Below are 17,211 nucleotides of genomic sequence, written 5' to 3' on the forward strand. Positions count from 1 at the left end.
TTCTAACAGGAAACGTGAACACGCGTGACTGATCAGACTATACCGCCAGGCGGCTCCGAGGGCGAAGGCTTCGAGCCGATATCGATCATTGAGGAGATGCAGCGCTCCTATCTCGATTACGCGATGAGCGTGATCGTCAGCCGTGCGCTGCCCGATGTGCGCGACGGCCTGAAACCGGTTCATCGGCGCATTCTCTATGCGATGAATGAAAGCGGTTACCACTGGAACCGTAAATATGTGAAATCGTCCCGCATCGTCGGTGACGTCATGGGTAAATATCACCCCCATGGCGATTCCGCGATTTACGATTCCATGGTCCGCATGGCGCAGGACTGGAGCCTGCGCGATCCGCTGATCGATGGTCAGGGCAATTTCGGCTCGATCGACAACGATCCGCCGGCGGCGATGCGTTATACGGAAAGCCGCCTGGCAAAGCTCGCCCACGAGCTTCTGGAGGACATCGACAAGGATACGGTCGATTTCCAGGATAACTATGATGGGTCCGAGAGCGAACCGAAGGTTCTGCCGGCGCGCTTCCCCAACCTTCTTGTCAATGGTTCGGGCGGCATCGCCGTCGGCATGGCCACGAATATTCCGCCGCACAATCTCGGCGAACTCGTCGATGGCTGTGTCGCGCTGATCGACGATCCGGCGATCGATATTGAAAAGCTGACCGAGATCATTCCGGGTCCGGACTTTCCGACCGGTGGTCTCATCCTCGGCCGCGCCGGTATTCGCTCTGCCTATGAAAGTGGCCGCGGCTCGATCCCCATGCGGGGCCGGGCAACGATCGAACAATTGCGCGGAGAGCGCGAAGCAATCGCCATCACCGAAATCCCCTATCAGGTGAACAAGGCGGGGATGATCGAGAAGATGGCCGAGCTGGTGCGCGACAAGCGCATCGAAGGCATCTCCGATATTCGCGACGAGAGTGACCGGTCCGGTTATCGGGTCGTGGTCGAACTGAAGCGTGACGCGTCAGCGGATGTGGTGCTGAACCAGCTCTATCGTTTCACGCCGCTACAAACGTCGTTCGGCGCCAATATGGTTGCCCTGAATGGCGGCAAGCCCGAGCAGATGAACCTGCTCGACATGCTGCGCGCCTTCGTCGCCTTCCGCGAGGAAGTCGTCACCCGTCGGACCAAGTTCCTGCTCAACAAGGCGCGCGACCGCGCGCACGTCCTCGTCGGTCTCGCTATCGCCGTGGCAAATATCGACGAGGTCATCGCGCTCATTCGTAGTGCGCCGAACCCGCAGATTGCGCGCGAGCAGTTGATGGAGCGCAATTGGCCGGCAAAGGACGTCGCGCCGCTGATCGAGCTGATCGACGATCCGCGCCATACATTGAATGAAGACGGCACCTATAATCTCTCAGAAGAGCAGGCACGCGCCATTCTGGAATTGCGCCTGCAACGTCTGACCGCCCTCGGTCGCGACGAAATTGCCGACGAGCTCGAAACGATTGCGACCGAGATCCGCGACTATCTCGATATTCTCTCGTCACGTGCTCGCGTCCAGCAGATCATCAAGGATGAGCTGAACGCTGTGAAGTCGGAGTTTGGCACACCGCGTCGAACGGAGATCTGCGATTTCGTCGCCGATATGGACGACGAGGATTTGATCGCTCGCGAAGACATGGTCGTTACCGTCAGCCATACCGGCTATATCAAGCGGGTGCCGTTGTCCGTCTATCGGGCGCAGCGCCGTGGCGGCAAAGGCCGCTCGGGTATGTCGACAAGAGACGAGGATTTCGTCACGCGCCTGTTCGTCGCCAATACGCATACGCCGGTCCTGTTTTTCTCTTCTCGCGGCATTGTCTACAAGGAAAAGGTCTGGCGCCTGCCGGTTGGTACGCCGCAGTCACGCGGCAAATTCATGCGCAACATGCTGCCCCTTCAGGACAATGAGCGCATCACGTCCATCCTGCCTCTGCCGGAGGATGAAGATAGCTGGGGTCAGCTCGATGTGATGTTCGCCACGACGCGGGGGACTGTGCGCCGCAACAAGCTTTCCGATTTCGTGCAGGTGAACCGGAACGGCAAGATCGCCATGAAGTTTGAGGAGGGCGACGATACCGAAATTCTCGGCGTCGAAACCTGTACGGAGCATGACGATGTGTTGATGACCACGGCGAGCGGCCAGTGCATCCGCTTCCGCGTGAGCGACGTCCGTGTGTTCGGCGGCCGGTCGAGCCAGGGCGTTCGTGGTATCAATCTGGGTGATGACGATACCGTCATTTCGATGGCGATCCTGTCTGGGACAGACGCATCGGCGGAAGAGCGCGCCTCCTATCTGCGCCAATCCATGGCGGAGCGCCGTCAAGGGGACGTCGAGGAAGCCGAGACAGCCTCAGATGAAGAAGCTGTGTCCGATGATTTGGTATTGGATCCGGAGCGCTACCGGGAAATGGCCGAAAGAGAGCAGTGGGTGCTGACGGTATCCAGCCGCGGTTTCGGCAAACTATCGTCCTCTCATGATTTCCGGGTTACTGGTCGCGGTGGCAAAGGCATCCGCGCGACAGCGGCGGGCCGTGAGAAGGAGATCGGCAAGCTGGTCGCTTGTTTCCCCATCGAAACTGCCGATCAGATCATGCTTGTGACCAATGGTGGCCAGGTGATCCGTGTGCCTGTCGGCGGTATTCGTATTGCCGGGCGCGCCACCAAAGGCGTGACGATCTTCCGGACGTCGAAGGACGAGAAGGTGGTCTCCGTCGAGCGCATTCCCGAACAAGAGGAAGAACAGGTGGTCGATGACACGATTGCCCCGGGCGATGTCGATCACGTGGAAACTGATGAGGCCGGCGTTGCGCCCGACTCCGCCGTTGCGACCGAAGAAAACCCGTCTGATAACGAAGACTGAATGTTATCGAGCGCGTTTCTAATGTCGGAAACAATGAGGGCCCGCCATGTTCGATGGCGGGCCCCTTGATTAGCGGGTCGGAATAAACCCAGTCAAAAATATCAATCGGTTATCAAAATGCTTCTCGTGAGGAGAGGACAGTCAGTAGCGCCCGTTCCTGCCGAAAGGCGTTGCCCTGACACGCAGTTCCACGCTCCGTCGCTTCTCCGATTCCTGATGTGCCGTCACGAGGGTGGCGATCATCATGGCGATCATCATTGTCAAAGCGAGCATCAATATAAGCATGATTTCTTCTCCTTGCGCTTCCAAAACGGAGCAACTGGGGAAAGGTTGCACAATTTCTGATGAACCTGCTTTGAACGAGTTATTCAGCGAAGAACTGAAGGCGGTTGCTCGCGGGCCGGCAGCCTTCTAAAAGGCGATGATGAAGCTGCGAACCGCTCTCTATTCCGGAAGTTTCGACCCGCTGACCAATGGCCATGTGGACATTATCAGCCGATCGATGGTCCTTTGCGAGCGCCTCGTCGTCGCCATTGGCGTTCACCCGTCCAAAAAGCCGCTCTTTTCCTTCGAGGAGCGGCGCCAGCTGATCCATGAGACTCTTGACGGCAGGTTCAGTGCCGACCGTATCCATGTCGTCGCATTTGAAGGACTCGTGATTGATGCAGCGCGGGAGGCGGGTGCAAGCATCCTTGTCCGTGGCCTTCGAAACGGAACAGACCTGGACTATGAGATGCCGATGGCCGGCATGAACGGGGCCATGGCGCCGGAAGTTGAAACGGTTTTTCTCCCCGCATCCCCTGACGTGAGCTTCATCACCGCTACATTGGTCAGACAGATCGCAGCCATGAACGGCGACGCGGCGTCCTTTGTGCCGCCCTGTGTTGCCGCCGCGCTGCGCAACAAGTTCTGACCGACGAGGATTTCATGAAACATCTGATGACCGGCCTTCTCCTGGGCCTTTCGACTTTCGCCCTTGCTTCGGAGGCGCAGGCTGCCGAACCCGAAAACACGCTCGTTCTTGAGCTGCCAGCGGGCGAGGTGACGATAGCGCTCCGCCCGGACCTGGCGCCGCAGCACACGGCGCGCATCAAGGAACTCGCCTGTGCCGGGGAGTACGACAATGTCGCATTCCACCGTGTCATCGACGGATTCATGGCGCAGACCGGCGATGTGCAGTTCGGCGATATGGAAGACGGTTTCGAGCCGCAGCGGGCTGGGATGGGTGGCTCCGACCTGCCGGACATTCCCGCGGAGTTCTCCGACAAGCCGTTCGAACGCGGCACGGTGGGTATGGCCCGTTCGGCCAGCCCGGATTCCGCGAACAGCCAGTTTTTCATCATGTTCGACGAAGGCAGCTTTCTCAACGGTCAATATACGGTCGTGGGTGAAGTCGAAGACGGCATGGATGCGGTCGACGCGATCACCAAGGGCGACGGTCCGAATGGAAGCGTTTCTTCGCCCGACAGAATTCAAACTGCGACGATTGCGGGCGGTTGCTGAAGCCTCTTCGACGCGCACTCTTTTTTGAAAGGAAACTCAATGGCAGATATCGAAATCAAGGATCCCGAAAACACCCTGTTGGTGGAAACCACCCAAGGCATGGTCGTTATCGAGCTGAAGCCGGACCTGGCGCCGGGGCACGTTTCGCGTATCAAGGAGCTGGCTCGCGAAGGCGCTTATGACGGTGTCGTATTTCACCGTGTGATCGACGGTTTCATGGCTCAGACGGGCGATGTCCAGTTCGGTAAAAAGGGCGGCCCGAAATTTGATGAGCGTATGGCCGGCCGCGGCGCATCGGACAAGCCGAACCTGAAAGCCGAGTTCAACACCGCTCACCACGGACGTGGCGCTTGCTCGATGGCTCGCGCGCAGGACCCGGATTCGGCAAACAGCCAGTTCTTCATCGTTTTTGATGATGCCGGGTTCCTCGACCGCCAATATACCGTCTGGGGCCAGGTGATCGACGGAATGGAGAATGTCGATAAGGTCAAGCGTGGGGAACCTGTGAGTGATCCGGATTCGATCGTTTCCATGAAGGTCGCGGCTGACGCCTGATTGCTTCCAATCACGATGATTCTTCAGGGCGGTGTCGGCATGGCACCGCCCTGTTGCGTTAAGGCCGCACGCCCGGAAAATCAGCGATCCGAAGCGGCCACCGATTGAAGGGCGGGCGCAAGCCGGCTTAACGTCTCCTCCACTCATTTTATTCGACGAAGCGGATCCCATGACACCGGCATCATTGTTGCGCGCGGGCGCCCTCATCATCGCTCTCGCCCTGGCGCCGGTCCTCTCAGCCTGTTCCACGCAGAGCGTGCTGGAGACCCTGCCGTCCGAAGCGCAGGTCCCGCTTTCCGAACGTTACGCCGCACATGTGGTGGATGTCGGCAGTGGCCGCGTACTGCTCAGCCAGAATGCAACGGCGCAGCGCTACCCTGCCTCTCTAACCAAGATGATGACGCTCTACATGCTCTTCGATGCCATCGAGGCAGGACGTATCGACCGAACGTCGTCCATCCCGATCAGCGCCTATGCGGCCGGAAAGCCGCCCAGCAAGCTTGGCGTAAAGGCTGGCGACACGATCAGCGTTGATACGGCCATCCGCGCGCTGGCAATCAAGAGCGCCAATGATGTCGCAGCGGCGGTTGGCGAATTTCTTTATGGCAGCGAGGATGCTTTTGCAGCGGCCATGACGGCGCGCGCCCGCGAACTCGGCCTACACTCAACCCGTTTCGTCAACGCTTCGGGACTGCCTGATCCTCGTCAGATCACGACGGCTGCCGACATGTCGCGTCTCGGTATTTTGCTGATGAGCGAGCACGCTCGTTTCTATCCCTATTTCAGCCAGCGGGAATATACATTCCGGGGCCGCACAATTCGGGGCCATAATCACCTGCTGGCGGAGCCCGGCGTCGATGGTATCAAGACCGGCTACATTCGGGCTTCGGGTTTTAATATCGTCACGTCGGTAAAAAAGGGGCCTCGCCGCTACATCATCACGGTTATGGGCGGTGACACGGCAAAAGAGCGCGATGAGCGCGTTCGGAAGATCATCGCGACACTACGCTGAGTGTCCTTCTCCAATGTTTGACGTTGCGGCGCTTTATACGGCTGAAAAAGCTGACATTGGCGGTTGACCGCTCAAGCCCTCAAAACTATGGTCCGCGCGGCTTGCCAAGGCGGTTTCGCCTGACAGTGAGCGAGCGCGTAGCTCAGCTGGTAGAGCAACTGACTTTTAATCAGTAGGTCCAGGGTTCGAACCCCTGCGCGCTCACCAACGCAACATCCGTCGAAATGTCGTCTACGCTTTGTTGTGTCAGCGGCATCGGGCGGGTTTCGGAACAGGCGCAATCATGGCGATCGATGTCGGATATGCGACGGCTTTGGCGGCAGGGGCGATATCCTTCCTGTCTCCGTGCGTCTTGCCGATTGTGCCTCCCTATCTCTGCTATATGGCCGGCGTTTCAGTCGAAGAATTTCGCGGTGCTTCGCCCGGCCCTGATGCCAAGGCCTCTCGACGCGCGATGACGCCGCGCCGCGCACTTCTGTTTGCAGCGCTCGCCTTCGTTCTCGGCTTCTCGACCGTTTTCATTCTGCTTGGCGTCGGTGCTTCGACGATAGGTCGTTTTCTGAGGCTCTGGCAGGAACCGCTCTCCATTGCCGCCGGGCTTGTGATCATCATCATGGGTCTGAATTTTCTGGGCGTTATCCGCATTCCGTTTCTCGCTCAGGAGGCAAGGCTCAACCATTCCGGGCGGCCGGCGAGTGCGATCGCAGCTTATATTATGGGGCTCGCCTTCGCTTTCGGCTGGACACCTTGTATCGGTCCGGTTCTGGGTTCGATCTTGACGCTCGCTGCCGGACGCGCGACGGCAGGCGAGGGCGCGCTGATGCTGGCCATCTATTCGCTTGGCCTTGGCATTCCCTTTCTCATCGCCGCATTCTTCTCCGGTGCGTTCATGCGGTTCCTGCAGCGTTTTCGTCTGCATCTTGGCCGAGTCGAAAAGGTCATGGGGGCGCTTCTCGTTCTGGCGGGTATCGCTTTCCTTACGGGCGGTATCCAATACGTCTCCAATCTCCTGCTCGATACGTTTCCCGTTTTCTTGACGATCGGCTGATCCTCGAATGCTTGCTTGGCGCGGTTGGGGCCATTTGCTAGACGGACGGCGAAGCGGCGTATCGTAAGATACGTCCAGTGATCCATTGGAGACGAGCCTTTCATGACCGAACGAAGCTGCCTTTCGATAGTCCTTGCGGCAGGCGAGGGCACCCGCATGAAGAGCGACCGGTCAAAGGTCCTTCATGAGATCGCAGGCCTGCCCTTGGTCGCACACGTGGTTCGGGCTGCGGCCGCAGCAGGCAGTAACCGCGTGGCACTCGTCGTGGGCCGCGATGCCGAAATGGTCGAAGAGGTCGCGACGCCCCATACCGCACGCGTGACGACCTATCTGCAGAAGGAGCGTCTCGGGACGGCGCACGCCGTCCTCGCTGCGGCTGAGGCAATCGGTGAAGGTGCCGATGATGTACTCGTGCTGTTTGGCGACACGCCCCTGGTGCGACCGGACGATCTTTCCGCCGCTCGAATTGCATTGGCCGAGGGCGCGGCTGTCGCGGTGATGGGATTCTACACTGAAAATCCGTTCGGTTATGGACGGCTGATCGAGGAAGATGGCCAACTCGTCGCGATCCGTGAAGAAAAGGATGCCTCTTTCCTCGAGAAACAGATCCAGTTCTGTAATGGCGGCCTTATGGCGATCGCTGGCGAACACGCCCTTTCGCTGCTGCGCGCCATCGGCAATGACAACGTCAAAGGCGAATTCTACCTGACGGATATCGTCGCTCTGGCCCGTGAAGCAGGGCACAAGGTCGTTGCAAAGGAGATCGGTTTCGAATCGGTGCTCGGAGTGAACACCCGGGTCGAACTCGCCGAAGCAGAAGCCATATGGCAGCGCCGGACCCGTCGGCAGATGATGTTGGACGGGGTGACGCTCGTTCAGCCTGCAAGTGTTCATTTTTCATGGGATACGGTGATCGGCCAGGATAGCGTCATCGAACCCAATGTCGTCTTTGGCCCTGAGGTCTCGCTCGGGCAGAACGTTCGTGTTCGCGGTTTCAGCCATCTGGAGGGCGCAAGCGTTTCGGACGGAGCCGAAATCGGCCCGTTCGCTCGTCTTCGACCTGGCACGGAACTGGCGGAAAAGGCGAAGGTCGGTAATTTCTGTGAGGTCAAGAAAGCGCGGATAGGCGAGGGAGCGAAGGTCAACCACCTCACCTATATCGGGGACGCCGAGGTCGGGGCGCGCAGCAATATCGGCGCCGGTACGGTCACCTGCAACTATGATGGTTATTCCAAACATCAAACCGTGATCGGCGAAGACGTCTTCATCGGCACGCACTCGTCATTGGTGGCGCCGGTCAGGGTCGGTAGTGGCGCCTATGTAGCAACCGGATCGGTATTGACCGACGACGTACCGGACAACGCGCTGGCCATCGCGCGAGGACGGCAGGTGAACAAGGAAGGACGTGGCAGGGCCTTGCGCGAGCACCTTCAGGCCAAAAAAGATCGGAAGAAATAACCTCTGATTCAATCTCGCCAGTCGGTGCGTTACCGCTGCGATACGCAAATTTATTTTCGCGCGGGCAAACAAGCTGTTACGCCGAAGCGACATTCATTTGAGAGGCAATATGTGCGGCATTGTAGGAATTATCGGGACCCGGTCTGTAGCGCCGCTTCTGGTCGACGCGTTGAAGCGATTGGAATATCGCGGTTACGATTCCGCTGGTGTCGCGACCCTTGAAGACGGCCATCTGGACCGCCGGCGTGCGGAGGGCAAGCTCTCCAATCTCGAAGCGAAGCTCTCCGATTCGCCGCTTGGCGGGCATATCGGTATTGGTCACACGCGATGGGCCACGCATGGGGTTCCAAACGAAACCAACGCGCATCCGCATTTTTCGACGCCTGTTGCGATCGTTCATAACGGCATCATCGAGAACTTTGCCGAACTCCGTCAGGAGCTAAAGGCAAACGGCTATGAGTTCGCAACACAGACCGATACCGAGGTTGTCGCTCACCTCGTCTCTTCCCTGACAAAGGCGGGACGCGAGCCGGTCGCTGCTGCGCAGGAGGCGATATCCCGCCTTCGGGGCGCCTTTGCCATCGCCATGCTCTTCGAAGGGGAAGACGATCTGATCATCGGCGCGAGAAATGGACCTCCGCTCGCGATCGGCCACGGCGAGGACGAAATGTACCTCGGCTCGGACGCGATCGCGCTGTCGCCGTTCACGGACTCGATCACCTATCTGGAAGACGGCGATTTCGCTGTCATCCGCTCTGGCGGTGTGGATATCTTCGATGCGCAGGGCCAGAAGGTTGCCCGTCAGGCGCAGAAGAGCAGCACCGGCGCCATCGTGGTGGATCGGGGCAATTACCGGCACTTCATGCAAAAGGAGATCCTCGAACAGCCCGAGGTCGTCTCCCACACTCTTGCCTATTATCTCGACCTGGCCAACGGCGCTCCGCGTCAGATCGACTCCTCGATCGATTTTGCCTCCATCAAACGGCTTTCCATCAGCGCCTGCGGCACGGCCTATTATGCGGGGCTGATCGGTAAATACTGGCTCGAGCGTTTTGCCCGCCTGCCGGTCGATATCGATATCGCGTCGGAGTTCCGCTATCGCGAAATGCCTCTCGATGCAGGGGATGCCGCTCTCTTCATTTCCCAGTCCGGCGAAACGGCCGATACGCTGGCCTCGCTGCGCTACTGCAAAGGCGAGGGGCTGAAGATCGGTGCCGTGGTCAATGTCCGGGAATCGACCATAGCCCGCGAGGCCGACACCATTTTTCCGACGCTTGCTGGTCCCGAGATCGGCGTCGCGTCAACCAAGGCTTTCACGTGTCAGCTCGCTTCGCTTGCGTCGCTGACGATCCATGCGGCCAAGGCTCGGGGAACCCTGGACGAAGAGACGATCGCCGAAATGGTCCACGGCCTGATGGAACTGCCGCGTTTGATGACGAAGACGCTCAAGGTCGAGCAGGATATCGTGGGCTTGTCGCGCGAATTGGCTCACGCCACCGACGTGCTCTATCTCGGCCGGGATACAGCCTTTCCATTGGCTATGGAAGGTGCGCTAAAACTAAAGGAAATTAGCTATATACATGCAGAGGGTTATGCAGCAGGTGAACTGAAGCACGGGCCTATCGCGCTGATCGACGAAGACCTTCCGGTTATCGTGATCGCGCCTTACGACGCTGTTTTCGAGAAAACGGTGTCGAACATGCAGGAGGTCGCGGCCCGTGGCGGGAAGATCATTCTGATCACCGATGCGAAGGGAGCCGCCGCATCGAGCGTCGACACCCTCAAAACGATTGTCATGCCCGACGTTCCGGCATTCGTCGCGCCGATCGTCTATGCCTTGCCGATCCAGCTTCTGGCCTATCATACAGCCGTCTTTATGGGGACCGACGTGGATCAGCCCCGCAATCTCGCAAAGAGCGTCACGGTTGAATAGCGCGCCAGACTGGAACGTTGATCGCAAACGTCCTAAATTCTGCGCTGCAACAACCTTTCCAAGATCAGGTCATTCACGCCCATGAGCCGGCTCCGCACGTATTTTCTGACAGGTTTTATCGTGCTGGCACCGCTCGCCATCACCGCCTGGCTCGTCCTCGGCTTTGTCGAATGGGTCGACACGCTGATCAAACCCCTTATTCCGCGTGTCTATAACCCGGATACCTATCTTCCATTCCCGGTGCCGGGCGTCGGTCTCATTCTCGCATTGATCGGCATAACCATCGTTGGGTTTCTGACCGCGAATTTCATCGGCAAGGCGATCATTCGAATGGGCGAGCGGATCGTCAATCGGATGCCCTTGGTGCGTAACGTCTACAAGGCGCTCAAGCAAATTCTCGAAACTGTTCTGAGTGAGAAGACGAACTCGTTCCAGAATGCAGCACTGATCGAGTATCCGCGGCCAGGAATGTGGGCGCTGTGCTTTGTTGCGACCGAGGCAAAAGGCGAGGTGAAGGACGTCACGGGTGGCCCCGAAGGGGCGCTTGCCGTCTTCGTCCCCACAACGCCGAACCCGACATCCGGTTTTCTGCTTCTGGTACCGCATGAGGATGTCCACATCCTCAACATGTCGGTGGAGGATGCAGCCAAGCTGATTATTTCCGGAGGCCTTGTGTCGCCTGAGGAAATGGAAACGACGCCCGCGCTCGAAGCGCTTGCGAACTTGTCGGACAAGAAGCGGACCGACGCGGCCTGACAGACGTCAACCGGCTCGCAATAGGCGGACCGCATCATCCCGCCCGAATAGATAGAGCAGGATTCTGAGAGCTTCGCCGCGAGGCCCCGTCAGGTCGGGGTCCGTGGCCAGGAGAAACCGCGCCTCGTCGCGTGCTTCGTCAAGCAATTCGCCATGAAACTCCAGTCGGGCCACGCGAAATCCAGGCGCTCCGGACTGCTTCGTGCCCAATAGGTCGCCTTCCCCCCGGAGCCTCAGATCCTCTTCCGCGATCCGGAAGCCATCCTCCGTTTCTCGCATGACCTTGAGACGTGCCTCCGCGACTGCATTGAGTGGGCCACGAAACAGAAGAATGCAGGAGGAGGCGTCCGCACCGCGCCCGACACGCCCGCGCAACTGATGAAGCTGAGAAAGACCGAAGCGCTCTGCATGTTCGATCACGATGATCGACGCATCCGGCACATCGACACCCACCTCTATGACCGTCGTGCCAACAAGAATACGGGTCTCGCCGGATTTGAACGCTGCCATGGCGGTGTCTTTTTCCGGGCCTGACATGCGGCCGTGAATGAGGCCTACTCTTGAGGCCCCAAGCCGATCTGAAAGCCACTCATGACGCTCCGTCGCACTGACCAGATCGCTTTGCTCGGATTCTTCAACAAGTGGACAGATCCAGTAGATCTTGCGACCATCATCGAGAGCTTTTTCCAGTCGGTCCCCGAGTTCACCCAGCCGCTCGACGGGCAGGCTTGCCGTCTGGATGGGCTTTCGCCCGGCGGGTTTTTCCGTCAGCCTTGAGACGTCCATATCGCCAAAGGCCGTCAGCACCAGCGTCCGCGGTATCGGGGTTGCCGTCATGACAAGCAGGTCGGGATTGACACCTTTCGCCGAAAGGGCGAGCCGCTGATGCACACCGAAGCGATGCTGTTCGTCGATCACTGCCAGACCGAGATCGTGAAATTCGACCCCCTGCTGAAAGAGCGCATGGGTACCGACGCAGATATCGATCGTGCCGTTGGCGAGACCATCGAGCACGGGCTGGCGGCTTGTGGCATTGTCGCGACCGGTCAGAATCGCAACCTTCAGGTCTGCCGCTTGCGCAAGGGGCGCGATCGTAGCGAAATGCTGCCGCGCCAGAATTTCCGTCGGGGCCATCAAAACCGATTGGGCGCCGGCATCGGCGATATGGGCCATCGCCATCAGCGCCACGACCGTCTTTCCGCTTCCCACATCGCCCTGCAGTAGCCGAAGCATCTTTTCCGGTTTTGCGAGATCGCCGCGAATTTCTGACAGCGATTGTGTCTGGCCGTCCGTCAAGCGAAACGGCAGGGCGCCGGCGATCGCATCAACCCGCGTGCCATCGCTTTCGAAGGCTCGCCCGCCTCGACGCCGCAAGCGCGCACGAACCAGGGCGATGGCCAGTTGGCCTGCCAGCAACTCATCTCGCGCCAACCGGCGCCAAGGCTTCCCCTCTGGTGACACATCTTCGGGCTCAGCAGGATCATGCAGCGTCCGAAGGGCATCACCGAAGGATGGAAAATTGTCGGCACTTTTCCGACTTGTGGAAGGATCGCGCCACTCGGGGAGGGCGGGCAGCCTTTCCAATGCCGCGTCGATGCTTTTGCGCAATGTTTTTGGCGCCAACCCAGCGGTGCCGGGATAGACCGGGTCCAGCGGCGGCAGACCTCCGCTTTCCTCGCGCGCCATCGCATCGGGATGGATCATGGAGGCTTTACCATGGAACCAGTCGATCTTGCCCGACACCATGACGATATCGCCCTCGGGCAATTGTTTGGTCAGCCAATCCCCATGAGCACGAAAGAAAGTCAATGCGATCTCGTCGCTCTCATCCTGGCAGAAGACTCGATAGGGGGCGTTTCGCGCGGCGCGCGGTGCCGGCTGATGTCGAATGACACGCAATCGTAGCGTCACGACGGTATCGGGCGATGCCTGCACGATCGTTGTGACGTCCCGCCTGTCGATCACGCGCGTCGGCAGGCAGAAAAGCAGATCGACGATTCGTGCAACCTCTTCGGGCCCGGTCGTCGGAACCACGCGGGCAATATTTTCGGCAACCTTGGGCCCGACACCGGCGAGACTGGTGACGGGTGCGAAGAGAGGATCGAGGAGGGACGGGCGCATCGCGCCAATATAGACTGGCTGGGCGCGGGAAAAAGCGGATGGCTCTTTTTCGCTGGGGACATTTTCGTTACCTACGGCAACGGCTGACACAGGCGGCTTTCAAGCCTATATGGCAGCCCAACCAATCCGAGAGGTCCGAATGATGAGTGGCACCCAGATCAGCAGCGCGTCCGTAGATGACCCGCGCCGCAAGAAGCTCCTCTTCAGGGCCTGGCACCGGGGTATGAGAGAGATGGACCTGATCCTCGGTCCCTTCGCCGACGAGAATATCGCCACAATGGACGGTGCGACGCTGGATCATTTCGAGGAGCTGATGCACGTCAACGACCAAGAGCTCTACCAATGGGTTCTGGGCGAGAAGAGCGTCCCGGAGGAGTGGGACGGACCGCTTCTGGATTCCATCATCACCCATCGTCGGAACCGGATCGGTTGATGGCATGAGCGTTCTTTCACCGATCAGATTGCCCGCTGGCACAGCGCCTGTCATTGTGGATGGCGTCGCAGATGGCTATGAGCCGTTTGCTCTGGCCCGTCTTGTGGCTGCCGCGGGTGACCGGCCAATCCTGTTCATCGCGCGTGATGGTAACAGGTTGCCCGACCTTGCGAGCACGCTCTCATTTGCGGTGCCAGAGGCTCGGATCATCACGCTCCCGGCCTGGGACTGCCTGCCCTATGACCGCGTTTCTCCAGGGGCTGACGCGGCCGCTAGGCGGCTTGATGCGCTCGGAGCAATCACCAACCTCAATTCCTCGAGCGGTCCATCCATCATTCTGGCATCCGCAAATGCGGTCTTGCAGCGCATACCGCCGAGCAAAAATCTCGCAGAGCAACTCTTCGATGCCCGCCCGGGCGCCACGCTGGAGATGAATAGCCTGATACGTCGGCTCGAATCGGATGGGTTCGAGCGGGTGGCGACGGTCCGGGAGGTGGGCGAATACGCGGTGCGCGGGGGGATTCTGGACCTTTTCGTCCCCGGGGCCGAAGAGCCGGTAAGGCTGGATTTCTTCGGAGACGAGCTGGATACGGTCCGCAGTTTCGACCCGGCCACGCAGCGCACCAGTCGCCAGCTCGAACGCTTCACCATGCAGCCCGTGTCGGAAGTGACATTGAATCCGGAGGCGATTGCACGATTTCGAAGGGGCTATATCGAGGCGTTCGGGGCGCCGCGACGCGAAGATGCCCTCTATCAATCCATTTCGGAGGGCAAGCGCTTTGCCGGCATGGAGCATTGGTTGCCGCTTTTCTATGACGGGCTCGACACGGTGTTTGATCTCATGCCGGAAGCGATGGTCGTTTTCGACCACCTTGCGACGGAAGCGATCGAAGAGCGCGAAAAGCAGATCCGGGATCATTTCGAAAGCCGCAAGGCCACGGGCGGGATGGGATCGGACCAGTCGGTGCCTTACAATCCGCTGCCTCCGGAGCGTCTTTACATGACGCTCACGGAAGTCGATGAGCGCTGCTCCGCCCGCGAGCGGATTGATCTGACGCCGTTCGACCAACCCTTTACCGAAGGGCGCCGTGTCGCCCATGCGGGCGCCCGGCGTGGCCGTAGCTTTGCCGAAGAGCGGGCGCAGCCTGACGCAAATGTCTTCGATGCGTCGGTGAAACACCTGGCTGAGCTACGCGGGCAATCCGGGCGGGTTCTCGTTGCCGCCTGGACCGAGGGTTCGCTTGATCGGCTGTCGGGCATTTTGGCGGAACACGGTCTTGGTGGCACACGTTCGGTGGGCGATCTCAGCGAAGCCGCGAAACTGGAAGGACAGACGATAGGTCTCGCCATCCTGCCGATCGAGCACGGCTTCGAAAGCGATGATCTTTCGATTGTCGCAGAGCAGGATTTGCTGGGTGACCGTTTGGTCCGGCGGAGCCGGAGAAAAGGCAAGGCGGCTGATTTCATTTCGGAACTGTCGTCTCTTTCGACGGGCGACCTTGTGGTTCATTCCGAGCATGGCATTGGTCGGTTCGTCGGTTTGCGAACCATTGAGGCCGCCGGCGCGCCGCACGACTGCCTGGAACTGCATTACGCATCGGACGGACGTCTTTTTCTGCCGGTCGAGAACATCGAACTTCTTTCCCGCTACGGCGGGGAGGGGACCGATGCGGCGCTCGACCGCCTTGGCGGCGGCGCTTGGCAGGCGCGCAAAGCAAAGCTCAAGAAGCGCTTGCTCGATATGGCCGACAAGCTCATTCGTATCGCGGCTCAACGCGAGATGAAGTCGGCGCCGCGTTTGGCGCCGCCCGATGGCCTCTATGGCGAGTTCGCCGCCCGGTTCCCGTATGAGGAAACGGAAGATCAGCAGAAAGCGATCGATGCGGTGCTGGACGACCTTTCCTCCGGCCGTGCAATGGACCGATTGATCTGCGGCGATGTCGGCTTCGGCAAAACCGAGGTCGCATTGCGTGCTGCTTTCGCAGCGGTGATGGAAGGGTTTCAGGTTGCGGTGGTTGTGCCCACCACGCTTTTGGCCCGACAGCATTTCAAGACGTTCAACCAGCGTTTTTCGGGTTTACCCGTGACGGTTCGACAGGCAAGCCGTCTGGTAGGCAGCAAGGAATTGTCGGAGACCAAGAAGGGCCTTACCGACGGGAGCGTCGATATTGTCGTCGGTACCCATGCGTTGCTTGGAACGAGCGTAAAATTCAAGCGGCTTGGACTGCTGATCATCGATGAGGAGCAGCATTTCGGTGTGAAGCACAAGGAGCGGCTGAAGGAACTGCGCTCCGACGTTCACGTTCTGACGCTTTCGGCGACGCCAATTCCGAGAACCCTTCAGCTTGCCCTTTCAGGTGTGCGCGAGCTGTCGCTGATCACCACCGCTCCCGTCGATCGAATGGCCGTTCGTACCTTCATCTCGCCTTTCGATGCGATGGTCGTTCGCGAAACGCTACTCCGCGAACGCTATCGCGGCGGGCAGAGCTTTTATGTGGTCCCCCGAGTTTCGGACCTTGCCGACGTCAAGCAGTTCCTTGATGAGCACGTGCCAGAACTGAAGGTGGCGGTCGCTCATGGCCAGATGCCGCCGACCGAGCTCGACGATATCATGAACGCCTTTTACGACGGGCAATACGACGTCCTCCTCTCCACGACGATCGTTGAGAGTGGGCTCGACGTGCCAACGGCCAACACGCTGGTGGTCCATCGTGCTGACATGTTCGGCCTGGCCCAGCTTTACCAGATAAGAGGACGTGTCGGCCGGTCGAAACAGCGTGCCTATGCGCTTCTGACGCTACCAATCCGCAAGAAACTGACCGTCCAGGCCGAGCGCCGGCTGAAGGTCTTGCAGTCTCTGGATACGTTGGGTGCAGGCTTTCAGCTCGCCAGCCACGACCTTGACCTGCGCGGCGCGGGAAATCTGTTGGGCGAAGAACAATCCGGCCATATTCGCGAGGTCGGCTATGAGCTTTACCAGCAGATGCTCGAAGAGGCCGTGGCGCAGATCAAGGGCGAGGAAGACGCAGATTCGGGAAGCTGGTCACCGCAGATTACGATCGGCACTGCGGTTCTCATTCCGGAAGACTATGTGCCGGATCTCAATTTGCGCCTGAGCCTCTATCGCCGTTTGGCCGAATTGACCGACCCGCATGAGATCGATGGTTTTGGCGCGGAGCTGATCGATCGCTTCGGGCCGCTTCCCGAGGAAGTTCAGCATTTGCTAAAGGTCGTCTATATCAAGGCGCTGTGCCGTAAAGCCAATGTCGAAAAGCTGGATGCCGGGCCAAAAGGCGTGGTCGTCGCGTTCCGCAATCAGGAGTTCGCCAATCCGGCTGCACTTGTGCAGCACATTGCCCGCCAGGGCGCCATGGCCAAGCTGCGCCCGGATCAGTCCATCGTCTTCGTTCGCGATCTGCCCACGCCTGAGAGCCGTCTCTCTGGCAGTGCTGTGATCATGTCACAGCTGGCGAAACTGGCGGATACGCAAACGGCAGCGGCCTGATCGCCGCCGCCGGGCGGGCGTCAGGACG

The 17,211-nt window shown here is 59.4% G+C and carries 13 protein-coding genes and 1 tRNA gene; 12 read left to right on the forward strand and 2 right to left on the reverse strand.

The annotated features are described in order from the left end of the window. Window positions 1–24 precede the first annotated feature (24 nt). Window positions 25–2,859, forward strand: a complete 2,835-nt coding sequence (gene gyrA, locus D8780_RS06105; protein WP_121644809.1) for a DNA gyrase subunit A — start codon at window positions 25–27, stop codon at window positions 2,857–2,859. Window positions 2,860–3,000: 141 nt separating this feature from the next. Here gyrA and D8780_RS15820 read toward each other — a convergent pair whose 3' ends face one another. Further along, on the reverse strand, window positions 3,001–3,144 hold the full coding sequence (locus D8780_RS15820; protein WP_199699563.1) for a hypothetical protein: 144 nt from the start codon (window positions 3,142–3,144) through the stop codon (window positions 3,001–3,003). Between the two features lie 145 nt (window positions 3,145–3,289). On the opposite strand from D8780_RS15820, the gene coaD reads away from it, so the two are divergent. From coaD to D8780_RS06150, 9 genes are all read left to right on the forward strand, one after another. Then, on the forward strand, window positions 3,290–3,772 hold the full coding sequence (gene coaD / locus D8780_RS06110) for a pantetheine-phosphate adenylyltransferase (RefSeq protein WP_199699627.1): 483 nt from the start codon (window positions 3,290–3,292) through the stop codon (window positions 3,770–3,772). 14 nt (window positions 3,773–3,786) lie between these two features. Then, window positions 3,787–4,362, forward strand: coding sequence for a peptidylprolyl isomerase (locus D8780_RS06115; RefSeq protein ID WP_245412277.1), 576 nt, complete (start codon window positions 3,787–3,789; stop codon window positions 4,360–4,362). A gap of 39 nt (window positions 4,363–4,401) precedes the next feature. Next, the gene (locus D8780_RS06120; protein ID WP_121644810.1) at window positions 4,402–4,917 is read left to right on the forward strand and encodes a peptidylprolyl isomerase; all 516 of its coding nucleotides are present in this window, start codon (window positions 4,402–4,404) and stop codon (window positions 4,915–4,917) included. A 169-nt stretch (window positions 4,918–5,086) separates the two neighbouring features. Beyond that, window positions 5,087–5,929, forward strand: a complete 843-nt coding sequence (locus tag D8780_RS06125; RefSeq protein ID WP_121644811.1) for a D-alanyl-D-alanine carboxypeptidase family protein — start codon at window positions 5,087–5,089, stop codon at window positions 5,927–5,929. A 131-nt stretch (window positions 5,930–6,060) separates the two neighbouring features. Then, window positions 6,061–6,136, forward strand: a tRNA-Lys gene (locus D8780_RS06130). 76 nt (window positions 6,137–6,212) lie between these two features. Next, window positions 6,213–6,977 (forward strand): cytochrome c biogenesis CcdA family protein, encoded by a 765-nt coding sequence (locus D8780_RS06135; protein WP_121644812.1) that lies wholly within the window; start codon window positions 6,213–6,215, stop codon window positions 6,975–6,977. A 102-nt stretch (window positions 6,978–7,079) separates the two neighbouring features. Continuing rightward, window positions 7,080–8,435 (forward strand): bifunctional UDP-N-acetylglucosamine diphosphorylase/glucosamine-1-phosphate N-acetyltransferase GlmU, encoded by a 1,356-nt coding sequence (gene glmU, locus D8780_RS06140; protein WP_121644813.1) that lies wholly within the window; start codon window positions 7,080–7,082, stop codon window positions 8,433–8,435. A 109-nt stretch (window positions 8,436–8,544) separates the two neighbouring features. After that, window positions 8,545–10,368: a glutamine--fructose-6-phosphate transaminase (isomerizing) gene (glmS, locus tag D8780_RS06145; protein WP_121644814.1), complete on the forward strand. Its 1,824-nt coding sequence runs from the start codon at window positions 8,545–8,547 to the stop codon at window positions 10,366–10,368. A gap of 81 nt (window positions 10,369–10,449) precedes the next feature. Beyond that, window positions 10,450–11,124 (forward strand): DUF502 domain-containing protein, encoded by a 675-nt coding sequence (locus D8780_RS06150; protein WP_121644815.1) that lies wholly within the window; start codon window positions 10,450–10,452, stop codon window positions 11,122–11,124. A gap of 6 nt (window positions 11,125–11,130) precedes the next feature. Here the strand turns inward: D8780_RS06150 and recG are convergent, their stop codons facing one another. Continuing rightward, the gene (recG, locus tag D8780_RS06155; RefSeq protein WP_121646405.1) at window positions 11,131–13,245 is read right to left on the reverse strand and encodes an ATP-dependent DNA helicase RecG; all 2,115 of its coding nucleotides are present in this window, start codon (window positions 13,243–13,245) and stop codon (window positions 11,131–11,133) included. 139 nt (window positions 13,246–13,384) lie between these two features. Between recG and D8780_RS06160 the strand changes: the two genes are divergently transcribed. Both D8780_RS06160 and mfd read left to right on the forward strand, forming a co-directional pair. Beyond that, complete coding sequence (locus D8780_RS06160; protein ID WP_342633426.1) at window positions 13,385–13,678, forward strand: FAD assembly factor SdhE; 294 nt, start codon at window positions 13,385–13,387, stop codon at window positions 13,676–13,678. 4 nt (window positions 13,679–13,682) lie between these two features. Next, complete coding sequence (gene mfd / locus D8780_RS06165) at window positions 13,683–17,183, forward strand: transcription-repair coupling factor (RefSeq protein WP_121644816.1); 3,501 nt, start codon at window positions 13,683–13,685, stop codon at window positions 17,181–17,183. Window positions 17,184–17,211: the final 28 nt, after the last annotated feature.

Source organism: Notoacmeibacter ruber (assembly GCF_003668555.1).
Taxonomy (GTDB): domain Bacteria; phylum Pseudomonadota; class Alphaproteobacteria; order Rhizobiales; family Rhizobiaceae; genus Notoacmeibacter; species Notoacmeibacter ruber.

What these genes read in the sequence shown, in the direction of transcription:
- D8780_RS15820 (WP_199699563.1), bottom strand. Translation starts at nt 3,144, where the DNA reads ATGCTTATATTGATGCTCGCTTTGACAATGATGATCGCCATGATGATC.
- D8780_RS06115 (WP_245412277.1), top strand. Translation starts at nt 3,787, where the DNA reads ATGAAACATCTGATGACCGGCCTTCTCCTGGGCCTTTCGACTTTCGCC.
- D8780_RS06120 (WP_121644810.1), top strand. Translation starts at nt 4,402, where the DNA reads ATGGCAGATATCGAAATCAAGGATCCCGAAAACACCCTGTTGGTGGAA.
- D8780_RS06125 (WP_121644811.1), top strand. Translation starts at nt 5,087, where the DNA reads ATGACACCGGCATCATTGTTGCGCGCGGGCGCCCTCATCATCGCTCTC.
- D8780_RS06135 (WP_121644812.1), top strand. Translation starts at nt 6,213, where the DNA reads ATGGCGATCGATGTCGGATATGCGACGGCTTTGGCGGCAGGGGCGATA.
- glmU (WP_121644813.1), top strand. Translation starts at nt 7,080, where the DNA reads ATGACCGAACGAAGCTGCCTTTCGATAGTCCTTGCGGCAGGCGAGGGC.
- glmS (WP_121644814.1), top strand. Translation starts at nt 8,545, where the DNA reads ATGTGCGGCATTGTAGGAATTATCGGGACCCGGTCTGTAGCGCCGCTT.
- D8780_RS06150 (WP_121644815.1), top strand. Translation starts at nt 10,450, where the DNA reads ATGAGCCGGCTCCGCACGTATTTTCTGACAGGTTTTATCGTGCTGGCA.
- recG (WP_121646405.1), bottom strand. Translation starts at nt 13,245, where the DNA reads ATGCGCCCGTCCCTCCTCGATCCTCTCTTCGCACCCGTCACCAGTCTC.
- D8780_RS06160 (WP_342633426.1), top strand. Translation starts at nt 13,385, where the DNA reads ATGATGAGTGGCACCCAGATCAGCAGCGCGTCCGTAGATGACCCGCGC.
- mfd (WP_121644816.1), top strand. Translation starts at nt 13,683, where the DNA reads ATGAGCGTTCTTTCACCGATCAGATTGCCCGCTGGCACAGCGCCTGTC.